At 67.4% G+C, this 18,321-nt stretch carries 22 protein-coding genes and 1 tRNA gene; 11 read left to right on the top strand and 12 right to left on the bottom strand.

Going from position 1 to position 18,321, the window contains the following annotated elements; translation table 11 throughout:
* Positions 1 to 2 precede the first annotated feature (2 nt).
* On the bottom strand, positions 3 to 452 hold the full coding sequence (locus DSD28_RS15350; RefSeq protein WP_119257295.1) for a DoxX family protein: 450 nt from the start codon (positions 450 to 452) through the stop codon (positions 3 to 5).
* A gap of 179 nt (positions 453 to 631) precedes the next feature.
* Here DSD28_RS15350 and DSD28_RS15355 point away from each other — a divergent pair, with 179 nt between their 5' ends.
* Positions 632 to 931, top strand: a complete 300-nt coding sequence (locus DSD28_RS15355; protein WP_119257296.1) for a SelT/SelW/SelH family protein — start codon at positions 632 to 634, stop codon at positions 929 to 931.
* A gap of 56 nt (positions 932 to 987) precedes the next feature.
* Here DSD28_RS15355 and DSD28_RS15360 read toward each other — a convergent pair whose 3' ends face one another.
* Positions 988 to 1,374, bottom strand: a complete 387-nt coding sequence (locus DSD28_RS15360) for a BA14K family protein (RefSeq protein WP_119257297.1) — start codon at positions 1,372 to 1,374, stop codon at positions 988 to 990.
* Between the two features lie 147 nt (positions 1,375 to 1,521).
* Here DSD28_RS15360 and DSD28_RS15365 point away from each other — a divergent pair, with 147 nt between their 5' ends.
* The gene (locus tag DSD28_RS15365) at positions 1,522 to 2,952 is read left to right on the top strand and encodes a phosphomannomutase (protein ID WP_119257298.1); all 1,431 of its coding nucleotides are present in this window, start codon (positions 1,522 to 1,524) and stop codon (positions 2,950 to 2,952) included.
* Positions 2,953 to 3,043: 91 nt separating this feature from the next.
* Positions 3,044 to 3,130: transfer RNA gene (locus DSD28_RS15370), tRNA-Leu, on the top strand.
* Between the two features lie 29 nt (positions 3,131 to 3,159).
* Here DSD28_RS15370 and DSD28_RS25945 read toward each other — a convergent pair.
* Entirely contained in the window at positions 3,160 to 3,321 is a 162-nt protein-coding gene (locus DSD28_RS25945; protein WP_162911416.1) for a hypothetical protein, read from the bottom strand.
* Position 3,322: 1 nt separating this feature from the next.
* On the opposite strand from DSD28_RS25945, the gene DSD28_RS15375 reads away from it, so the two are divergent.
* Positions 3,323 to 4,465 (top strand): HPP family protein, encoded by a 1,143-nt coding sequence (locus DSD28_RS15375; protein ID WP_245424849.1) that lies wholly within the window; start codon positions 3,323 to 3,325, stop codon positions 4,463 to 4,465.
* Between the two features lie 90 nt (positions 4,466 to 4,555).
* Positions 4,556 to 5,908: an NADP-specific glutamate dehydrogenase gene (gene gdhA, locus DSD28_RS15380; protein WP_119257299.1), complete on the top strand. Its 1,353-nt coding sequence runs from the start codon at positions 4,556 to 4,558 to the stop codon at positions 5,906 to 5,908.
* Between the two features lie 117 nt (positions 5,909 to 6,025).
* Here gdhA and DSD28_RS15385 read toward each other — a convergent pair whose 3' ends face one another.
* Together DSD28_RS15385 and rnk are read right to left on the bottom strand one after the other, a co-directional pair.
* Complete coding sequence (locus DSD28_RS15385) at positions 6,026 to 6,550, bottom strand: hypothetical protein (RefSeq protein WP_162911417.1); 525 nt, start codon at positions 6,548 to 6,550, stop codon at positions 6,026 to 6,028.
* 154 nt (positions 6,551 to 6,704) lie between these two features.
* Entirely contained in the window at positions 6,705 to 7,130 is a 426-nt protein-coding gene (rnk, locus tag DSD28_RS15390) for a nucleoside diphosphate kinase regulator (RefSeq protein WP_119257301.1), read from the bottom strand.
* A 335-nt stretch (positions 7,131 to 7,465) separates the two neighbouring features.
* Here rnk and DSD28_RS15395 point away from each other — a divergent pair, with 335 nt between their 5' ends.
* The 4 genes from DSD28_RS15395 to DSD28_RS15410 all read left to right on the top strand — a co-directional run bounded on the left by DSD28_RS15395 (position 7,466) and on the right by DSD28_RS15410 (position 10,408).
* Positions 7,466 to 8,068: a carbonic anhydrase gene (locus DSD28_RS15395; RefSeq protein ID WP_119257302.1), complete on the top strand. Its 603-nt coding sequence runs from the start codon at positions 7,466 to 7,468 to the stop codon at positions 8,066 to 8,068.
* A gap of 2 nt (positions 8,069 to 8,070) precedes the next feature.
* Positions 8,071 to 8,418 carry a DUF488 domain-containing protein gene (locus DSD28_RS15400; RefSeq protein ID WP_119257303.1) on the top strand — a complete coding sequence of 116 codons (348 nt, stop codon included), beginning with the start codon at positions 8,071 to 8,073 and terminating at the stop codon, positions 8,416 to 8,418.
* 107 nt (positions 8,419 to 8,525) lie between these two features.
* The gene (gene metB, locus DSD28_RS15405) at positions 8,526 to 9,692 is read left to right on the top strand and encodes a cystathionine gamma-synthase (RefSeq protein WP_119257304.1); all 1,167 of its coding nucleotides are present in this window, start codon (positions 8,526 to 8,528) and stop codon (positions 9,690 to 9,692) included.
* Between the two features lie 11 nt (positions 9,693 to 9,703).
* Entirely contained in the window at positions 9,704 to 10,408 is a 705-nt protein-coding gene (locus DSD28_RS15410) for a 5-formyltetrahydrofolate cyclo-ligase (RefSeq protein ID WP_119257305.1), read from the top strand.
* Here the strand turns inward: DSD28_RS15410 and DSD28_RS15415 are convergent.
* The 3 genes from DSD28_RS15415 to DSD28_RS15425 form a co-directional block, all read right to left on the bottom strand.
* On the bottom strand, positions 10,372 to 11,649 hold the full coding sequence (locus DSD28_RS15415) for a CynX/NimT family MFS transporter (RefSeq protein ID WP_119257306.1): 1,278 nt from the start codon (positions 11,647 to 11,649) through the stop codon (positions 10,372 to 10,374). The genes DSD28_RS15410 and DSD28_RS15415 overlap by 37 nt on opposite strands.
* Entirely contained in the window at positions 11,646 to 12,323 is a 678-nt protein-coding gene (locus DSD28_RS15420; protein ID WP_119257307.1) for a FadR/GntR family transcriptional regulator, read from the bottom strand. Before DSD28_RS15420 ends, DSD28_RS15415 begins: the two co-directional genes overlap by 4 nt.
* A 198-nt stretch (positions 12,324 to 12,521) precedes the next feature.
* Entirely contained in the window at positions 12,522 to 13,553 is a 1,032-nt protein-coding gene (locus DSD28_RS15425; protein WP_119257308.1) for a trans-3-hydroxy-L-proline dehydratase, read from the bottom strand.
* A 186-nt stretch (positions 13,554 to 13,739) separates the two neighbouring features.
* Between DSD28_RS15425 and DSD28_RS15430 the strand changes: the two genes are divergently transcribed.
* Positions 13,740 to 14,405, top strand: a complete 666-nt coding sequence (locus DSD28_RS15430) for a GntR family transcriptional regulator (protein ID WP_119257309.1) — start codon at positions 13,740 to 13,742, stop codon at positions 14,403 to 14,405.
* A 121-nt stretch (positions 14,406 to 14,526) separates the two neighbouring features.
* Positions 14,527 to 15,060, top strand: a complete 534-nt coding sequence (locus tag DSD28_RS15435; RefSeq protein ID WP_119257310.1) for a TIGR02281 family clan AA aspartic protease — start codon at positions 14,527 to 14,529, stop codon at positions 15,058 to 15,060.
* Here DSD28_RS15435 and deoA read toward each other — a convergent pair.
* Genes deoA through DSD28_RS15455 form a run of 4 tightly spaced genes read right to left on the bottom strand, consistent with a single transcriptional unit; the run spans position 15,050 to position 18,320 of the window.
* Positions 15,050 to 16,363 (bottom strand): thymidine phosphorylase, encoded by a 1,314-nt coding sequence (gene deoA / locus DSD28_RS15440; RefSeq protein WP_119257311.1) that lies wholly within the window; start codon positions 16,361 to 16,363, stop codon positions 15,050 to 15,052. The two genes, DSD28_RS15435 and deoA, sit on opposite strands and share 11 nt — an antisense overlap.
* A gap of 1 nt (position 16,364) precedes the next feature.
* Entirely contained in the window at positions 16,365 to 17,126 is a 762-nt protein-coding gene (gene deoC, locus DSD28_RS15445; RefSeq protein WP_119257312.1) for a deoxyribose-phosphate aldolase, read from the bottom strand.
* A complete protein-coding gene (locus DSD28_RS15450; RefSeq protein ID WP_119257313.1) occupies positions 17,119 to 17,931 on the bottom strand; it encodes a purine-nucleoside phosphorylase in 813 nt (270 codons plus the stop codon). Before DSD28_RS15450 ends, deoC begins: the two co-directional genes overlap by 8 nt.
* On the bottom strand, positions 17,928 to 18,320 hold the full coding sequence (locus DSD28_RS15455; RefSeq protein ID WP_119257314.1) for a cytidine deaminase: 393 nt from the start codon (positions 18,318 to 18,320) through the stop codon (positions 17,928 to 17,930). The genes DSD28_RS15450 and DSD28_RS15455 overlap by 4 nt, the downstream gene beginning before the upstream one ends.
* Position 18,321 lies beyond the last annotated feature (1 nt).

Here is an 18,321-nt window from a genome sequence, read left to right on the forward strand (position 1 = left end):
GATCAGAACTGACGGCCGAGCTTCGCGTCGACGGAATGGCCGTTGGCGCCGCGGATTGCGAAGAACAACAGGATGAGCGTCCAGAGGATCGACTTCTCGGCGCCCATCACGCCTTCGCCCTGCACCACGCCGTGGAAATAGATGGTGACGGCCAGCACGATCGTCGCGGCGAAGGCGGCCGGACGCGTGAAGAGGCCGATTGCGATCAGGATGCCGCCGAAGAACTCGGTCGCCGAAAGCAGCGGCGACCAGAAGGCGCCCGGATAGAAGCCGAGGCTCTCCACCATGCCGCTCGCGCCGAAGGGGTTGAGGATCTTGCCATAGCCGTGGGTGGCGAGAAGCAGGCCGGCGGCCACGCGCAGGATCGTTTCGGCGCCGTCATGCAAGGCGGCATAGAGACCGCCCAGCGCGGGAACGATGAGGCGGGGACGGTTGGTGGCAAGCTCGGTCATGGAGGCTCCTGTCGGAATGTTGCAGTGCGGCATCTCTCGGCGATGAAGCCGGCTGCGGCAAGATGTCCCGCGACAAAACTTGATAAATTAAGGTGACATTTACGTGAGCGGCCGCCACGCGCGGCGTGCCAAGCGCGGCCTGCTGCTATATGCTGCGCGGATCGAAGAGGGAGATCGGCATGTCCGGGCAGAAGCCGCGCGTTTCCATATTGTATTGCACCCAGTGCAACTGGCTGCTCCGCGCCGGCTGGATGGCCCAGGAGCTGCTGTCGACCTTCTCCGATTCGCTCGGCGAAGTGGCGCTCGTTCCCGGCACCGGCGGTAATTTCGAGATTCGTGTCGGCGAGGCGCTCGTCTGGGAGCGCAAGCGGGACGGCGGCTTTCCCGGCCCGAAGGAGCTGAAGCAGCGCGTGCGCGACATCATCGAGCCGGAGCGCGATCTCGGGCACACCGACCGCGCCGGCAGCGACCATCCGTGAAACGAAAACGGCGGGCCGGAGCCCGCCGTTCATCGGTGCCGATCCGGCCCCATGGCTTACCGGTAGGGCGAATAGCACACCCGGTAGATGCCGCGGCCCGCATGGTAGCGATTGCTGCCCGGGTCATAGGTGCGGTAGCGGTTGAGGCACCAGCGCACATGCGCGCTCCGCCCGCCGCCATAATAGCGTGGGCGCTCGTAGCGCGGGCGATAGTAGCGCCGCTCATAGCCGTAATAGGGCCGGTAGTGGTGACGCCGGTAATAGGGGCGGCGTTCCCAGCCGCAGCCATAGCCGACGCAGAACTGGGCCTCGGTGACGTTGTTCTGCGCCTGTGCATTCATGGCCGGCACGGCGAGCGGAGCGGCCTCGGCCGCCCCCATGGGCGCGATTGCGGAGGCGATGCCCATTGCGCAACCGAAAACGAGATTTCGAATCTTCGACATGTGATCCTCACTGTTTCTGGCGGGATATTTCCCGGTCACGTCCCTGTTTTGTATTACGTTCACGCATTTTGTTTTATTCATGATCGCGGCCCCGCATGAAGGGGATGTATCGCCGGATTTTCGATCCGCAAGAGGCGTGAGGACAGCATGAGCCTGAAATTCGGAACCAGTGGCCTGCGCGGCCTGTCGGTGGATCTGGAAGGGCCGGCGAGCGCGCTCTACGCCACGGCCTTCGCGCGCCATCTCCTGGCGGCGGGCCTTGCCCGGCCGGGCGACGAGATACTGGTCGGTCGCGATTTCCGCGCCTCCAGCCCCGCCATTTCCGCCATCGCCGTCGCCGCGCTGCGCAAGGCGGGCCTTGCCCCGCGCGATTGCGGCGTGCTGCCGACGCCGGCGCTGGCTTTGCTCGGCCTTCAAGGCCGGGCCGCCTGCCTGATGGTGACCGGCTCGCACATCCCCGCCGACCGCAACGGCATCAAGTTCTACCGGCCGGACGGCGAGATCGACAAGGCGGACGAGGCGGCGATCACTGCCGCCGCCGAGGCGATCCGCGCCGAAGGCACGGTCTTCGACGCCGCTGAGGAAAGCGCGGAGGATCGCCACGAGGCCGCCATGGCGCTCTATGGCGAACGCAACCGCAGGCTTCTGCCGGAGGGCAGCCTCTCCGGCCTTCGCGTCGGCGTCTACCAGCATTCCACCGTGGCGCGCGATCTCTTCGTCTCGGTGCTCGCTCATTACGGCGCGGATGTCGTCGCGCTCGGCCGGTCGGAGAACTTCGTTCCGGTGGATACCGAGGCCGTCTCCGCCGAGACCGTCGCGCTCCTGCAGCAGTGGGCGCTGGAGTATGGCCTGCATGCGATCGTCTCAGCCGACGGTGACGGCGACCGGCCGCTCGTCGCCGACGAGACCGGCGCGCCGATCCGCGGCGATCTCGTTGGCCTCATCGCCAGCCGCTTCCTCGGCGCAAGCGTCGTGGCGACCCCCGTTACCTCCAATTCCGGCATCGAGGCCGCGGTCGGCGGCAGGGTGCTGCGCACGAAGGTCGGCTCGCCCTATGTGATCGCCGCGATGAACGAGGCGGTCGCCGCGGGCGGGAAAGCCGTTGCGGGGTTCGAGGCCAATGGCGGAACGCTGACGGCGACGCCCTTCACGGTGAACGGCGAAACGCTCGCGCCGCTGCCGACCCGCGACAGCCTGATGCCGATCCTCGCCGTGCTGGCGCTGAGGGCGGCCGAGGAGCGCCCGCTCTCGCAGATCGCCGTGGGCTTTGCGCTGCCGGCCGCCGCGAGCGACCGGCTGGAGAATTTTCCGGTCGAGACGAGCGCCGCGCTGATGGCGGAGTTGCGGTCGGGCGCCGCCCCGCTCGCTGCGTTCCTGGCGTCCATCGGCGTACCCCGGAAGGTGAGCGACATCGACGGGCTGCGCGTGACGCTGGAGGATGCAAGCGTCATCCATTTCCGCCCCTCCGGCAATGCGCCGGAAATGCGCTGCTACGTGGAGGCCGCCGACGAGACCGCCGCCGTCCGCTTGCTGGAGGCCGGCCTCGCCCGCATCCGCGAATGGGCGATGAGCCGCTGAGCGGCTTTTCGAAGCTTTTCGCCAAGCTGTTGCGAAAACTTCAAAAAGCCTGTTGACACCGGAGGGCGGGCCTTCTACATGGCTCTCCGTCGCCCAGATGGCGGAATTGGTAGACGCGCCAGCTTCAGGTGCTGGTACTCGAAAGGGTGTGGAGGTTCGAGTCCTCTTCTGGGCACCAAATTCCCGTTCCGGATTTTCCGGAATATGTCAAAAAGCCCGGCCTTGCCGGGCTTTTTTGTTGCCCTGCGGCAGGCTCGCACCGCTTCTTTTCCGGCAAAGCAGAATCTTCCCCTCGCGCCCTTGCGTGACGGGCGCGATCGGCACATAAGCCTTGAAAATAATCAACTGCCTTTCTGACATCAGGATCATCGTGGGCCAATCTCAACACGATGCCCGAAAAGCGGGCATTCTGTCTAAATTCCGGCTGTTCAGTCCCATTCTCGCCGGCGCCACGCTCAAGGAACGCCTCATCGGCTGCCTCGGGGCCCTGATCGGCATTTGCCTCACCGGCCTCGTCTGCGGTTATTTCATGGGCAACGATGTCCACCTGCCGCTGATCGTCGCGCCCGTCGGCGCCTCGGCCGTGCTGCTCTTCGCGGTGCCGGCAAGTCCGCTGGCCCAGCCCTGGTCCATCGTCGGCGGCAACACGATTTCCGCTTTCGTCGGCGTGACGGTGCTGACGCTCGTCAAGGATCCGGCCATCGCCATCGGCCTTGCCGTGGCGCTCGCGATCCTCGCCATGTCGCTCACCCGCTCGCTGCATCCGCCGGGCGGCGCAGCGGCGCTCACCGCGGTCATCGGCGGGGCGGCGGTCACCCGGGCCGGTTTCTGGTTCCCGCTGGTGCCGGTCGCCCTCAATTCGATGATGCTGGTCGCCCTCGGCATCGTGTTCCATCGCCTTTCAGGACGGCAGTATCCGCACCGCCAGACAGTCGCCCCCGTCAATACGCACAAGACGGCCGACCCGCCGGCCGCCTTCCGCGTCGGCTTCAACACCGAGGATATCGACGCCGCCGTCGCCAACCTCAACGAAACGCTCGACATCAGCCGCGCCGACCTCGACACCCTGCTGCGGCAGGTCGAGCTGCAGGCGCTGCTTCGCCAGCGAGGCGAGCTCACCTGCGCCGACATCATGTCCCGCGACGTGGTGACGGTTGAGGCGGGGGCCACCGCCGACGAGGCGCGCACGCTCCTCCTCGATCACGATATCCGCACGCTGCCGGTGCTCGACGGCGGCCGTCTGGTCGGCACGGTGGGGCTGCGCGAACTCGCCGCAATAGTGCCCTCCGCCCATCTGCCGGTGTCCGAGGCCGCGACGGCAAGTCCCTCGGACCGCGCGATCGGCCTCATCCCGCGCCTCACCGACGGCATGATCCACGCCGTGGTGGTGATCGACGAGGCGCGCCGCGTCGTCGGCATCATCTCCCAGACCGATCTTCTGGCCACGCTCGCAAAGAGCCTTTCCCAGACCGGCTCGCCCGCCCTGATGGGCGGCCACGGACAGGGGATTTGAAAATGCCCGCACGATGTCATCCCGCCGCACGGCAGAGCGGCGGCGCCATTCAGAAAATGTAAGACCGAGAGAGACGAAAGGAGTGTCGCCATGGCGACTGTCGACGAGAAGCTTGAACCCATCCTTGCCCAGGTGCTGCAGCGCAACCCGGCGGAACCGGAATTCCACCAGGCTGTGCGCGAAGTGCTGGAAAGCCTCGGCCAGGTCGTCTCCAAGCACCCCGGCTACCTGACGGACGCGCTGATCGAGCGCATCTGCGAGCCGGAGCGCCAGATCATCTTCCGCGTGCCGTGGATCGACGACAAGGGCCAGGTGCAGATCAACCGCGGCTTCCGCGTGCAGTTCAACTCGGCGCTCGGCCCCTATAAGGGCGGCCTTCGCTTCCACCCCTCCGTCAATCTCGGCATCATCAAGTTCCTCGGTTTCGAGCAGATATTCAAGAATGCGCTGACGGGCCTGCCGATCGGTGGCGGCAAGGGCGGCTCGGACTTCGACCCCAAGGGCAAGTCCGACCTCGAGATCATGCGCTTCTGCCAGTCCTTCATGACCGAGCTGCACCGCCATCTCGGCGAGCACACGGACGTGCCGGCCGGCGACATCGGCGTCAGCGGCCGCGAGATCGGCTGGATGTTCGGCCAGTACAAGCGCCTCACCAACCGCTTCGAAGCCGGCGTCTTCACCGGCAAGGGCCTCAGCTACGGCGGCTCGCTGGTGCGCAAGGAGGCGACCGGCTACGGCGCGGTCTACTTCACCCAGGCCATGCTCTCCACCAGGGGCACCGACTTCTCCGGCAAGCGCGTCACCGTCTCCGGCTCGGGCAATGTCGCGATCTACGCCATGGAACAGGCCATCGCCTACGGTGCCAAGGTCGTGGCCTGCTCGGACAGCAGCGGCTACATCGTCGACGAGGAGGGCATCGACCTCGATCTCGTCAAGGACATCAAGGAAGTGCGCCGCGAGCGCATGTCGGAATATGCCCGCGTCAAGAAGGGCTCGCATTTCATCCCGACCGGCAAGGGCTCGATCTGGGACGTGCCCTGCGACGTCGCGCTGCCCTGCGCCACGCAGAACGAGCTGTCCGGCAAGGATGCCCGCACGCTGATCAAGAACGGCGTGATCGCCGTCGCCGAGGGCGCCAACATGCCCTCGACCCCGGACGCCGTGCGCGCCTTCCAGGAGACGGGCGTGCTCTTCGGCCCCGGCAAGGCGGCCAATGCCGGCGGCGTCGCCACCTCGGCGCTGGAAATGCAGCAGAACGCCAGCCGCGACAGCTGGAGTTTCGAGACCGCGCGCGCGCGTCTCGGCCAGATCATGGAAGGCATCCACAACCGTTGCGCGGCGACGGCCGAGGAATACGGCGCCAAGGGCAACTACGTGCTCGGCGCCAACATTGCCGGCTTTACCCGCGTGGCCGAAGCCATGCGCGCCCAGGGCGTCATCTGATCGCCCGGAGCGTTTTCGCGTTTCTCCGAATCGCGAAAACGCTCCGGCTCTTTGTTGTCGCATTTCCGAACGCTAAACCGCTTCGCACTTTTGCTGGAAATGCTCTGGCCTTCAGCCTCATGCAGCCGACGGCCCCGGACCCGATCCGGGGCCGTTTTCGTTGGCGGCAACGAAGCCGCGCCCCGCAAGCCCGCCCGCAATGAGCCGGAACGCCGGCCGGGCGTCGGGCGCAAGGTCGGGTATCTCCGCGGCGGCCGGCTGATAGTGCACCTTTTCCAGCACCAGCCAGTCGCGCCGCTCTTCCGGCCGGTCGAAATGGATCGTTTCGCCCTCGCGCAGCCCGAGGAGGGCAAGGCCGTAGAAGGTGGTGATGGGCAGGAAGGCGCTGCCCGGCGCATAGACGCGCGGCAGGCAGAGCGTGCGGCTGTCGGTCAGCCCGCTGGCGCAGCGGAAGGTGATGCGCGCATCGACTGTCGCAAGCCCCGCCGGCAGCGGGGCATCCAGCGGCAGGCGTCCCAGCGAAAGCTTGCGCTTCAGCAGCCTGAACCATTCGTCCGTCAACGGCGGCCGGTCGTGCAGCAGCTTTTCCAGCACATAGCCGTCCCGCGCCGTGAGCAATCCGGGATCCCGTCCCATCGTCATTCTCCATCCTGCCCGCGTTTGTGCGGGGTGTCCTCTTTCATGGTGGAGACGCCCCCTGGCCGCGCATGCGGCGCAGGGGGTCACGATCCTGCGACGAGGCAACCTCCGATGCGCCCGGACTGGGAAAAGGACAGGAACTTCATGGCGAAGGGCCTTACGAGGCGCGGGCCGTGTCCGGCGCGCCGGCATGGACGGCGATGACATTGAGACGGCGCACGCGCCCGTCCCGGGCGGCCCATTCGATGGACTGGCCGGCGGAAAGGCCGAGAAGCGCGGCGCCGACCGGCGTCAGCACGGAAATGCGCTGGCGCGAAATGTCGGCATCCTTCGGGAAGACGAGCTCGGCGGTCTGCGGCGCCTCGTCGTCGATCTGGAATTCGGCGGTCGAGCCGATGCGCATGACGCCCGGCGCCATGCGGGCGTCGTCGACGACCTTCGCCCGGTCGAGCTCGGCGGCAAGCTGCTCGGCGGCGTGCGGATCGCGCTCGGCCAGCATGTCGGCGAGGTTGGAAAGACGCGCGTGCTCGGAACGGGCGATGGTGATGGAGGGCCGGCGGCCCTTGGTCTTGGTGGCGGTCATGGTGGCCTCGCACGGGTCCATGCGGCCCGGAGGGCTCGCAGGAGTGAAGAAAACTGGGAAATGATGTCGCGCTATTTCGGCGCGGTTCTCGAAAATCACGGAACCGCTATCGCCCCGCGGCCGGGGCGCGACGCGACCAAGCCGAGGGGCTAGTATCCTGCGAGAGGAAACAACCGTTTCAAAAATCGGGCGAGGTCGTGCGTCGTCATCATGCCCTTATGATGGGGTGAGGGCAGGGGCAAGTCAAGCGTCGCCCCTGCGACGCCCTGCCGGTTTGACAGAAGCCAGCTATGGGCGAAAGATCGCGGCCGATCCCCCCGAAAGAAAGGCAGAGCATGATCGAGGACCTTTTCGTCAGGAACAGAGCGTGGTCCGCCGAGCGCAAGGCGGAGCGGGCCGACTATTTCGACCGCCTCTCCAACCTGCAGCAGCCGGAGTATCTCTGGATCGGCTGTTCCGACAGCCGCGTGCCGGCCAATGTGATCGCCGGGCTGGAGCCGGGCGAGGTCTTCGTGCATCGCAATGTCGCCAACCTCATCCACCCCGCCGACCTCAACATGCTGTCGGTGGTCGAATATGCCGTGCACCAGCTCGGCGTGAAGCACATCATCATCTGCGGGCACTATGGCTGCGGCGGCATCCGCGCGGCGGTCAGCGGTGAGCGCTTCGGGCTGATCGACCATTGGCTCCAGCCGGTGCGCGACGTGGCGGACCGGCGCTTCGAATGCCGGGAATGCGGAAGCTGGAGCGATGCCGACCTCGACCGGCTCTGCGAGGCCTCGGTCGCCGCGCAGGTCGAGCGCCTCGCCCGCACGCCGACTTTGCAGGCGGCGTGGCAGGCCGGGCGGGACGTGTCCATTCACGGCTGGGTCTACGGCCTGAAGGACGGGCTGCTTTCCGACCTTCAGTGTACGGTGCGCGGCGGAAAGGGCGTTTAGCCATGTTCCTGCACATCAAGCGCGTCTATGACGAGCCCGGCCCCGACGACGGTGAGCGCATTCTGGTCGACCGGCTCTGGCCGCGCGGCATTTCCAGGGAGAAGGCGGCGTTCGACGAGTGGATGAAGGACGTCGCGCCGACGCCCGCCTTGCGCAAATGGTTCGACCACAGGCCGGAGCGCTGGGCCGAATTCCAGAAACGCTACCGCGAGGAGCTTGCCGATAATCCGGCGATGGCGGCCCTGCGTGAACATGTCGCAGCCGGCCCCGTCACGCTGCTCTACGGCTCGCGCAACCGCGAATTCAACCACGCGGCCGTGCTTGCCGACTTCCTGAGGGAGAATCCGTGATGGATGCGCTTGACTGCAAGTTTCTTGCGGTCAAGCGGCAATAAAATTCATTTGTCAGGGGTCGGCATCGCCGCCATTTTTCTCCTTCAACATGAGGAGCAGCATCGATGTCCGAGCGAACGGCAGTCGAAGTTCAACCGGAAACCGTTGCCGCGGCGCATGGCGTTGCGAGCGATACCGCCTTCGGCGCGATCGCGCCGCCGCTCTATCTTTCCAGCACCTACCAGTTCGCCGATTTCGACACGCCGCGCGCCTATGATTACGGCCGCGTCGGCAACCCGACGCGCGATCTGCTGGCCGAGGCGATCACCAAGCTGGAAGGCGGCGCGGGCGCGGTGCTGACGCCGAGCGGCATGGCCGCCGTCGATCTTCTCCTCGGCCGGCTTCCCGTCGGCAGCCTCGTCCTTGCGCCGCACGATTGCTATGGCGGCACGATGCGGCTCCTGAAGGCCCGCGCCGAGCTCGGCCAGATCCGGCTGCGGCTGGTCGACCAGTCGGACATGGAAGCCTTCAAGACGCGGCTCTGGGACCATCCGGCGCTGGTGCTGATCGAGACGCCGAGCAATCCGCTGATGCGCGTCGTGGATATCGCCGCCCTTTCCGCCTTCGCCAGGGCCGCGGGCGCGCGCGTCGCGGTCGACAACACCTTCCTGTCGCCGGCCCTGCAGAAGCCGCTGTCGCTCGGCGCGGATTATGCGCTGCATTCGACGACGAAGTTCCTCAACGGCCATTCCGACGTCATCGCCGGCGCGGTGATCGCTGCGGATGCCGAGGAGGCCCGGGCGCTGCGCCACTGGGCCAATGTCACCGGGGCCATCGCCGCGCCCTTCGATTCCTGGCTGACCCTGCGCGGCCTTCGCACGCTTTTCGCCCGCATGGCGGGGCAGGAGAGAAACGCGATGGCGATCGCCGAACGGCTCGTCGCCCATCCCGCCGTCGCCCGCGTACACTATCCCGGCCTTGCCGATCACCCCGATCACGCGCTTGCCGCAAGACAGCAGCAGGGTTTCGGTGCCATGATGAGCTTCGAGCTTGCCGGCGGCGAGCCGGCGGTGCGGCGCTTCGTGCGGGCGGTCCGGGTCTTCACGCTGGCCGAATCGCTCGGCGGGGTCGAAAGCCTCGTGGCGCATCCGGCGACCATGACCCATGTCGACATGGGCGCCGACGCCCGGGCCCGGGCCGGTATTGGCGACGGGCTGCTCCGGCTTTCCGTCGGGCTCGAACATGTCGATGATCTTCTGGCCGGGCTCGAGGCGGGCCTTTCGGCCTGCTGAGGAGAGGCGCGATGGCCGATGACGATACGCCCGGCAGCTTTGCATCCCCGGCCTGTTTCCTGCACGAGGTCGACCCGGCCTATTCCGGCCTGCCGGGACCGCTCGACCTGCAGGCCTGGACGGACGTCAACCGCTGGCGCAAGGCCGAGCGGGAACGGCTGATCGCCGCGCGCCTCGAGGTGCCCGCCGAGACGCGGGCCGGTTGGACAGAGGCCATCGCCGCCGGGGTGCTCGCGGAAATCGGCGATGTCGAGGGACGCATCGTCAGCGCCTACTGGCCGTTTCGCGGTGAGCCGGACCTTCGCCCCTTCATGGAAGAGATCGCCCGCCGCGGCGGGCGCACCGCCCTGCCCGTCGTGATCGAAAAGGGCCGGCCGCTGGCGTTCCATCTCTGGCAGGCCGGCGAGGCCTTGGCACGCGGCGTCTGGAATATTCCCATCCCGGCGGAGCAGCGGCCCTGCATGCCGGATGTCGTGATCGCCCCCGTGGTCGGCTACGATCCCGCCTGCTACCGGCTCGGCTATGGCGGCGGCTTCTTCGACCGCACGCTCGCTTCCCTTCCGGCCCGCCCGCGCGTCATCGGCGTCGGCTACGGCGCGGCGAGGGTCCCGACGATCTATCCGCAGATGCACGACATCCCGATGGACCTGATCGTCACCGAAGCGGGCACCGTCCGCCCTCAGGCGGACGTTTCCACCGTGCGGGCATTGACGTAGAGCGCCCGCCCGGCGAACCAGCCGTTGATCGCCGCGCCGATGCCGAGCAGCACGATGAGCACCGCGCTCCAGCCGAAACTGCCCGTCCAGCCGCGGATGAGACCGACGATCAGCGGGCCGATGGCGGCAAGCAGGTAGCCGACGCACTGCGCCATGCCGGAAAGATGTGCCGCCATGTGCGAATCGCGCGTGCGCAGCACGATGACGGTCATCGCCACCGCGATCAGCCCGCCCTGGCCGATGCCCTGCAGCACGGCCCAGAACCAGACGGTGGAGAGCGGCGCGAAGAGCAGGCCGAGAAGCGCGACGACCGCGAAGCCGCAGAGCGTGACGTTGATCAGCCGCTGGTCCTTGCCGCGCACGGCAAGATGCGGCGCGACAAGGCAGGAGGCCGCCTGCACCATGACGGAGACGGAGACGATGGCCCCGGCGGTCACGCCGTCCAGCCCCCGTTCGCGCAGGATCGGCACCAGCCAGCCGAAGACGCAATAGGCGAGCGCCGATTGCAGGCCCATGAAGAGCGTGACGTGCCAGGCGAGCCGGTCGCGCCACAGGCCCTCCACGCGAAAGCCGGTGCGCTTGACCTGTCGGCGGCTGGCAAGGACCTGCGGCAGCCAGAGCAGCGCCACCAGCAGCGCCGGCAGCGCCCAGATCGCCAGTGCCCCGTCGAGAGAGCCGCCGAGCGCGTGTTCGACGGGCAGCGTCAGGCCGGCGGCGCTTGCCGCGCCCGCGCAGAGCGCCATCGTGTAGCAGCCGGTCATCAGCGCCGCCCGGTCCGGGAAGTCGCGCTTGACGAGGCCGGGCAGCAGCACATTGCCGACGGCGATGCAGCCGCCGGCCAGCGCCGTGCCGAGAAAGAGCAGCGGAATGGAGGAAAGGCCGCGCAGCGCCGTGCCGAGCGCGAGGATGACGACGACGCCGAGCAGGGTGCGCTCGGTGCCGTAGCGCTGGGCAAGGCGCGGGGCGAGCGGCGAGAACAGGCCGAGGCAGACGACGGGCAGCGTCGTCAGCAGGCTGGCGCCGGTCGGCGAAAGGCCGAGCACGTCGCGGATCTCCGGCAGCAGCGCCGAGGCGCTGGAAAAGACCGGCCGCAGGTTGAAGGCGATCAGCACGAGGCTGGCGCCGAGCAGGAAGCGCGCCGCCGAACTTGGCGGGCGGTGCGGCTCGGGTGCGGGCACGCTGTCGGCTTCGGCGTCGATCAGGTCGATGGAGCCGGGATCATCGGGGAGGGGATGGGTCATGAAAGCAGCAACCGGTCGAGAGAGGAAAGGACGGGAGCCATGAAGCGGCGCACGGCGGCATCCGCCGCGTCCGGATCGCCGCTTTCGATGGCGTCGACGATGGCGGCATGCGCTGCCATGTCGGGTTCGGGCAGGTCTTCGCCAAGGCTTGCCTCGATGGTTTCGGCGAGCAGCGTGGAGAAGAAGTCGTACATGCCGATCAGCACCGCATTCTGCGAGGCGGCGATCACGGCCTGGTGGAAGGCAAGGTCGCGGGCGATGAAGCCCGCCCTGTCGCCGCCGTCGGAATTGCCGCGCGCGGCAAGGAGGGTGCGCAGGTGAGCGACGACGGCCGGCGTGCGGCGAAGGGCGGCAAGCCGCGCAGCCTCCGCATCGAGCGCCAGCCGCGCCTCGAACTGGTCGCGAAGCCCGGCATGGCGCGCCATGGCGAGCGGGCGCGTCGTGTCGGCGGCGGACAGCACATAGGTGCCGGAGCCCTGCCGCGTCTCCAGAATACCCTGCGAAACGAGGACGCGCACCGCCTCGCGCACGGTGCTGCGGCTGACGGAGAGCATCGCCGAAAGCGTCGCCTCGTTCGGCAGCCTGTCGCCGACAGCCCAGCGGCCGTTCAGGATTTCGGCGCGGATCGCCTCGCTCGCCGTGTCGGCGAGATTGGTCTTGCTGAGGGATTGCATGGATAATCACCAGGTCATCAGATGACTTGGTGATTATCGCGATTGTGCGGAAAGGTCAAAGCCATTCTGCTGGCTCCGACGTTTCCTTCTCCCTGCGGGGAGAAAGGGAGGGGACAATGCCGGACTCCATAGATGGTAGCTCCGGCCCGGACGGGAGAAGCGGCGCCGAATTTATTCTCCGGCCGGCCGCATCGGCCGTTACTGCTTGCGCGGCCAGGTGTCGGCGAGGCGGTAGCCGGCCGGCCACGGATCGTCGGGATCGAGCATCACCTGGCTGGTGCCGGTGATCCAGGCGCGGCCGGAGATTTCCGGCACGATGGCCGGGCGGCCGCCGACGGTGGTCTCGCCGACGATGCGGCAGTCGAAACGCGAATCGATGATCGAATAGCCGGAGAAGGACTGGCCGACCTTGATCTGGCCGCGGGCATGCAGCAGGGCCATGCGGGCCGAGCAGCCGGTGCCGGTGGGCGAGCGGTCGAGCTTGGCCGGCTGGATGACCACCGTGTTGCGGCCATGCAGCGCGCCGTCGCGCTCTTCCACCGGCAGCGTGAGCTGGCAGAAGGAGATGTGGTTCCATTCCGGGTTTTCCGGATGGGTGAAGCCGAGCTGCTCGTTGGCGGCCTTGGTGATGCGGATGCCGGTTTCGGCCAGTTCCCGCGCCTCGTCCGGCGTCACGGCGAAACCGAGCGCGCGCGCATCGGCGAAGACGAAGCTGTCGCCGCCATAGGCGGTGTCGACGGTGAGCGTGCCGAGGCCTTCCACTTCCAGCTTCGCATCCAGCTTGTCGGCGAAGGACGGCACGTTCGTGACTGTGATGCGCTCGGCCTTGCCGTTGCGGCAGGCGGCGACGACATTGACGAGCCCGCCCGGCGCTTCCAGCACCATATGGGTCTCCGGCTCGACCATCGGCACGATGCCGCTGTCGAGCAGCACGGTGGAAACGCAGATCGAGTTGGAGCCGGACATCGGCGGCGTGTCCTCCGGCTCCATGATGATGAAGCCCATCGTGGCGCGCGGGTCCTTCGGCGGCACGAGGAGGTTGATGTGGCGGAAGACGCCGCCGCGCGGCTCGTTCAGCACGAAGTTGCGCAAGGTCTTGTCCTCGGCGATGAACTTGCGCTGCTCCCACAGCGTCTTGCCGGGCGGCGGGGCGACGCCGCCGACGATGACGTCGCCCACCTCGCCCTCGGCGTGGCAGGAAACGATATGGATGACCTTGCTGCTGCGCATGGCATTCTCTCCGGTTCGCGGTTGTTGCGCGCCGGGAGGGGTGCCTGCGGCGCATTCGCTCCTTCATAGAAAAATTGGATCCAATGTACAATGCGGTTTCTACCGGCTGCGGAACAAAGCCGTTCTGTTGCTCCGTTTCCGGTTTCGACCTATGACCGTAACCTCAATTCATCGGGGTGGGATGTGATGAAATTTTCTGCCGTCGATGTCCGGCAGGCCGCTTCGGCCGCCGACATCGTCTACGAGGCCCTGCGCAGGGCGATCATCGAGGGGGAGATTGTCGAGGGTGAGAGCCTGCGCCAGGAAGAGCTTGCGCGGATGTTCAACACCAGCCGCATTCCGGTGCGCGAGGCGCTGTCCCGGCTGGAGCAGCACGGCCTCATCACCACCCAGCGCTACAAGGGCGCCGTCGTCGCCGGCCTCTCCATCGAGGAGATCGCCGAGATATTCGAGTTCCGCGCGCTGATCGAGGCCGAGGTCATGCGCCTCGCCGTGCCCAATCTCGACCGGGAAACGCTGGAGAAGGCGGCGCAATATTGCAGCGAGTTCGACCGGGAGACGGACCCGCACCGCTGGGGCGAGATCAACCGGCTTTTCCACTACACGCTCTACGAAGCTTCGCAGCGCCCCTATTATCTGCAGAACGTGCGCTCCTCGCTCGACCGGATCGACCGCTACCTACGCGCCCAGCTCACCTTCACCAACGGCGTGCCGCGTGCCGGCCGCGAGCATGAGGCGATCCTCGCCGCCTGCGGGAAGGGCGATGCCGATCTCGCCTCGCGCCTGACGCGCGATCACATCCTCGATGCCGGAAAATCGCTGATGACCTTCCTGCGCGAGCAGCGTGGCTGATTAACCAGTGGTTTACCAAGCCGGCGAAAGATCGTGGAGAGGGGCGTGCTTTGGTGCGCCTTTTGCCGCCCGTTAGCCGGTGGCGTGCTATTTCGGGACAGATCCTTCCGGAGACCGTCCCATGTTCGTTCGCAGCCTCGTACTTCTCGTCGGTTCGGCCATCGCCGCCGCCACCTTCGTGCCCGGTCTTGCGACCCGTTATCTGGACCAGAGCGCAACCGCTTCACCGGCGAAGGTCGAGAAGGCATCCGTGCCGGCGGCCGATGCGGCGCGCTATACCGGCAACCGCAGTGCGGTGATCGGCGCCGATGCGAACGGCCATTTCACCGGCCTGTTCTCCATCAACGGCCGCAAGGAGGAGGGCATGGTCGATACGGGCGCCAGCATGGTCGCCCTCAATGTCTCGACGGCCCAGCGTATCGGCATCGACAAGGCGAATCTCGATTTCCGCTATGCCGTGGAAACCGCCAACGGCAAGGCGCGCGCCGCCTATGTCCGCCTCGACCGGATCGAGATCGGCCCGGTGAGGATCGAGAATGTCGGCGCGATGGTGCTGGACGACAAGGCGCTCTCCGGCACGCTGATCGGCATGAGCTTCCTGAAGGGCCTCGCCTCCTACAAGGTCGAGGACGGCCGGCTGCACCTCACGCGCTGATGCGCGTGCGTATTTCGGACGGTGCCGCCGGGGCGTCCGGCGTGATCCGGTAGAGCCCGGCAAGCCGTTCGGCGGCCCGGGCTGCATCCGCCTCGTTCACTGCATGCACGCGGGCGATCTCCTCGCCCTTTTCCACCTTCACTCCGAGCGGGCGCAGCCGGTCGAAGCCGACGCGGTGGTCGATCATGTCGTCTGGCCGGCTGCGCCCGCCGCCGAGCTCGATGACGGCAAGGCCGATGCCGCGCGTATCGCAGGCGGAAAGATAGCCGGCTTGCGCGGCGATGACAGGGCGGATGACCGGAGCCGACGCCAGGTGGGCGTCCGGCCTTTCCATGATATCGGCCGGCCCGCCCAGCGCGTGCACCATGCGGCCGAAGGTTTCCGCCGCCGCGCCGCTTGCGAGCGCCTGGGCTGCCTTCCCCTTGGCGGCGGCAAGGTCCGTCTCCAGTCCCGAGAGCACCAGCATTTCCGCGGCGAAGGCAAGGACGACGCGCTCCAGCCTTGTCCCGGCCTTCCCGCCCTTGAGGAAGGCGATGCAATTGGCGATCTCCACCGCATTGCCGGCGGCGTCCGCCAGCGGCTGGTTCATGTCGGTGATGAGCGCGGCGGTCCTGACGCCGGCGCCGTTCGCGACCTCGACCAGCGAGCGGGCGAGCGTCTCTGCCTCCGCCGCATCCGTCATGAAGGCGCCGTTGCCGACCTTGACGTCGAGAACCAGCGACTGGAGGCCCGCCGCGAGCTTCTTGGAAAGGATGGAGGCGGTGATCAGCGGCACGGAATCGACCGTCGCCGTTACGTCGCGGATGGCATAGATGCGCTTGTCGGCCGGCGCGAGCGCCGCCGTCTGGCCGATGATCGCGCAACCGACGTCCTTCACCGTGCGGCGGAAGACGTCCGCGGTCGGCATGATCGTGTAGCCGGGGATCGATTCCAGCTTGTCGAGCGTGCCGCCGGTATGGCCGAGGCCGCGGCCGGAGATCATCGGCACGGCAAGGCCGCAGGCCACCGCGATGGGGGCCAGCATCAGCGAGACATTGTCGCCGACGCCGCCGGTGGAATGCTTGTCGGCAATCGGCCGGTCGATGCCGGACCAGTCGAGCACGTCGCCCGAATCGCGCATGGCGAGCGTCAGCGACACGGTCTCCTCGCGCGCCATGCCCTTGAACCAGACCGCCATGGCGAAGGCGGCGACCTGTCCCTCGGAGACGCTGCCATCCGTGATGCCGGCGACGAAGCGGGCGATCTCCTCGCGGGAGAGCGGCTCGCCGTTGCGTTTGCGGCGGATCGTCTCCTGCGGCAGCATCTCAGTAGCTCGCAGGCGCCGAGGGTGCGGGCCGGCCGCCGAGCACGGCGAGAATGTCGTCGAGGAGGCCGGAGGCGCCGAAGCGGAAGGTTTTCGGCGTCGCCCAGCCTTCCCCGAGGATCGCGGCGGCAAGCGCGAGATACTCGCCCGCATCCGCCACGGTGCGCACGCCGCCCGCCGGCTTGAAGCCGACCGGCTTGCCGCTCGATTTGATGGCGTTCAGCATGATCCCGGCGGCCGGCAACGTCGCATTCACGGTGGCCTTGCCGGTGGAGGTCTTGATGAAGTCGCTGCCGGCGGCGATGGCAAGGTCGGAAGCCTCGCGGATCAGGGCCGGGTCCTTCAGTTCCCCGGTTTCAAGGATTGTCTTGAGAAGAACGGGCGGCGGGCAGGCGGCTCTTACGGCCGCCACCATTTCCGTCACGGCCTCTTCGTCGCCGGCAATGAAGTCGCGATAGGGAATGACGAGGTCGATCTCGTCCGCGCCGTCGGCGATCGCCTGCCGCGTCTCGGCGACGACGGTGGCGACCGGCAAGTCGCCGGAGGGGAAATTGACGACGGTCGCGATCTTCACCGCATGGCCGGCGCCGAGGATGCCGCGCGCCTGCGTCACGAAGCGCGGCCAGATGCAGATGGCCGCAACCGGGCCAAACGGCGTCTGCGCGTTGTCGCACAGCGTCTCGATGGCGGCTTCGTCGCAGGTGTCGCTCAGGTCGGTCAAGTCGAGCAGCGAAAGGGCTGCCTTCGCCGTATCCTCATGCATGGTCTTCGTCTCCGCCCGCGATCATCCCGGCGAGGATGGCGGCAAGCCGCTTTCCGCCGATCGGGGCCATGTCCTTGGTTTCGTGATGGCTGAGCTCGGCGCCCGTCATGCCGGCGCCGAAATTGGTGATGACCGAGGCGGCCGCGACCCTGAGGCCGATATGCCGGGCGATCAGCACCTCCGGCACGGTCGACATGCCGACGGCATCCGCGCCGAGGACGCGCGCCATGCGGATTTCCGCCGGCGTCTCGAAGCTCGGCCCGGAGAACCACATGTAGACGCCGCTCGAAAGCGGGATGTCGAGCTTTGCCGCCGCTGCCTCCATGCGCGCGGCAAGGTCTGCGTCATAGGCGTTCGTCATGCCGACGAAGCGGTCGTCGCTTTCGAGGCCGATCAGCGGGTTGGTGCCGGAGAAATTGATGTGGTCGGCAATGCGCATCACCGAGCCGGGCGGCATGTCCTCGCGCAGCGAGCCTGCCGAATTGGTGAGGATCAGCGATGTGACGCCGAGCCCCTTCAGCACCTCGATCGGCGTGCGCATGGCATTGGCGTCGCCCCGCTCGTAATAGTGCACCCGGCCGGACAGCATGACGACCGGCACCGCGCCGAGAAAGCCGATGACCATTTCGCCCGCATGGCCCGAGACGCTGCTCTGCGGAAAGCTCGGCAGGTCCGAATAGGGAATGCGCAACGGGTCGCGCACGGCCTCCACCAGCGTGCCGAGGCCCGAGCCGAGCACGATGCCGTAGCGCGGCGCGACGCCGCCGAGGCGGGAGATCAGGAGATCGGTGGTTGCCGCGCTCATCCGATCGTGTCCGTCGCAAAGCCGTGCGGCAGCAATTCCTCCATGGTCATGGTCTTCTTCACGCCGGTCTCGTCGCACAGATAGATCGGCGTCTTCGCCGCGGCGAATTCCGCGATCTTCTGCCGGCAGCCGCCACAGGGCGGGCAGAGCGGCAGCTTTTCCGCAATGACGGCCATTTCGACGATCTTCCTGTTGCCGGCCATGATCATCTGGCTGATCGCCGTCGGCTCGGCGCACCAGCCCTGCGGGAAGGAGATGTTCTCGATATTGGCGCCGGCATAGATCTTGCCGTCCTCGGCGCGGATCGCCGCGCCGACCGGGAACTTGGAATAGGGCGCATAGGCGAGGCGCATGGCCGCGCGCGCCGCCTCGAAGAGGTCGTGGGACATT

Origin of the sequence: Shinella zoogloeoides (genome assembly GCF_003574625.1) — a bacterium.
Taxonomy (GTDB): domain Bacteria; phylum Pseudomonadota; class Alphaproteobacteria; order Rhizobiales; family Rhizobiaceae; genus Shinella; species Shinella zoogloeoides_A.

What these genes read in the sequence shown, in the direction of transcription:
- DSD28_RS15420 (WP_119257307.1), bottom strand. Translation starts at nt 12,323, where the DNA reads ATGCAATCCCTCAGCAAGACCAATCTCGCCGACACGGCGAGCGAGGCG.
- DSD28_RS15365 (WP_119257298.1), top strand. Translation starts at nt 1,522, where the DNA reads ATGAGCCTGAAATTCGGAACCAGTGGCCTGCGCGGCCTGTCGGTGGAT.
- DSD28_RS15450 (WP_119257313.1), bottom strand. Translation starts at nt 17,931, where the DNA reads ATGAGCGCGGCAACCACCGATCTCCTGATCTCCCGCCTCGGCGGCGTC.
- DSD28_RS25945 (WP_162911416.1), bottom strand. Translation starts at nt 3,321, where the DNA reads ATGATCCTGATGTCAGAAAGGCAGTTGATTATTTTCAAGGCTTATGTG.
- DSD28_RS15455 (WP_119257314.1), bottom strand. Translation starts at nt 18,320, where the DNA reads ATGTCCCACGACCTCTTCGAGGCGGCGCGCGCGGCCATGCGCCTCGCC.
- DSD28_RS15355 (WP_119257296.1), top strand. Translation starts at nt 632, where the DNA reads ATGTCCGGGCAGAAGCCGCGCGTTTCCATATTGTATTGCACCCAGTGC.
- DSD28_RS15360 (WP_119257297.1), bottom strand. Translation starts at nt 1,374, where the DNA reads ATGTCGAAGATTCGAAATCTCGTTTTCGGTTGCGCAATGGGCATCGCC.
- DSD28_RS15395 (WP_119257302.1), top strand. Translation starts at nt 7,466, where the DNA reads ATGATCGAGGACCTTTTCGTCAGGAACAGAGCGTGGTCCGCCGAGCGC.
- gdhA (WP_119257299.1), top strand. Translation starts at nt 4,556, where the DNA reads ATGGCGACTGTCGACGAGAAGCTTGAACCCATCCTTGCCCAGGTGCTG.
- deoC (WP_119257312.1), bottom strand. Translation starts at nt 17,126, where the DNA reads ATGCATGAGGATACGGCGAAGGCAGCCCTTTCGCTGCTCGACTTGACC.
- DSD28_RS15415 (WP_119257306.1), bottom strand. Translation starts at nt 11,649, where the DNA reads ATGACCCATCCCCTCCCCGATGATCCCGGCTCCATCGACCTGATCGAC.
- DSD28_RS15435 (WP_119257310.1), top strand. Translation starts at nt 14,527, where the DNA reads ATGTTCGTTCGCAGCCTCGTACTTCTCGTCGGTTCGGCCATCGCCGCC.
- DSD28_RS15400 (WP_119257303.1), top strand. Translation starts at nt 8,071, where the DNA reads ATGTTCCTGCACATCAAGCGCGTCTATGACGAGCCCGGCCCCGACGAC.
- deoA (WP_119257311.1), bottom strand. Translation starts at nt 16,363, where the DNA reads ATGCTGCCGCAGGAGACGATCCGCCGCAAACGCAACGGCGAGCCGCTC.
- DSD28_RS15385 (WP_162911417.1), bottom strand. Translation starts at nt 6,550, where the DNA reads ATGACGATGGGACGGGATCCCGGATTGCTCACGGCGCGGGACGGCTAT.
- DSD28_RS15350 (WP_119257295.1), bottom strand. Translation starts at nt 452, where the DNA reads ATGACCGAGCTTGCCACCAACCGTCCCCGCCTCATCGTTCCCGCGCTG.
- DSD28_RS15410 (WP_119257305.1), top strand. Translation starts at nt 9,704, where the DNA reads ATGGCCGATGACGATACGCCCGGCAGCTTTGCATCCCCGGCCTGTTTC.
- DSD28_RS15425 (WP_119257308.1), bottom strand. Translation starts at nt 13,553, where the DNA reads ATGCGCAGCAGCAAGGTCATCCATATCGTTTCCTGCCACGCCGAGGGC.
- metB (WP_119257304.1), top strand. Translation starts at nt 8,526, where the DNA reads ATGTCCGAGCGAACGGCAGTCGAAGTTCAACCGGAAACCGTTGCCGCG.
- rnk (WP_119257301.1), bottom strand. Translation starts at nt 7,130, where the DNA reads ATGACCGCCACCAAGACCAAGGGCCGCCGGCCCTCCATCACCATCGCC.
- DSD28_RS15430 (WP_119257309.1), top strand. Translation starts at nt 13,740, where the DNA reads ATGAAATTTTCTGCCGTCGATGTCCGGCAGGCCGCTTCGGCCGCCGAC.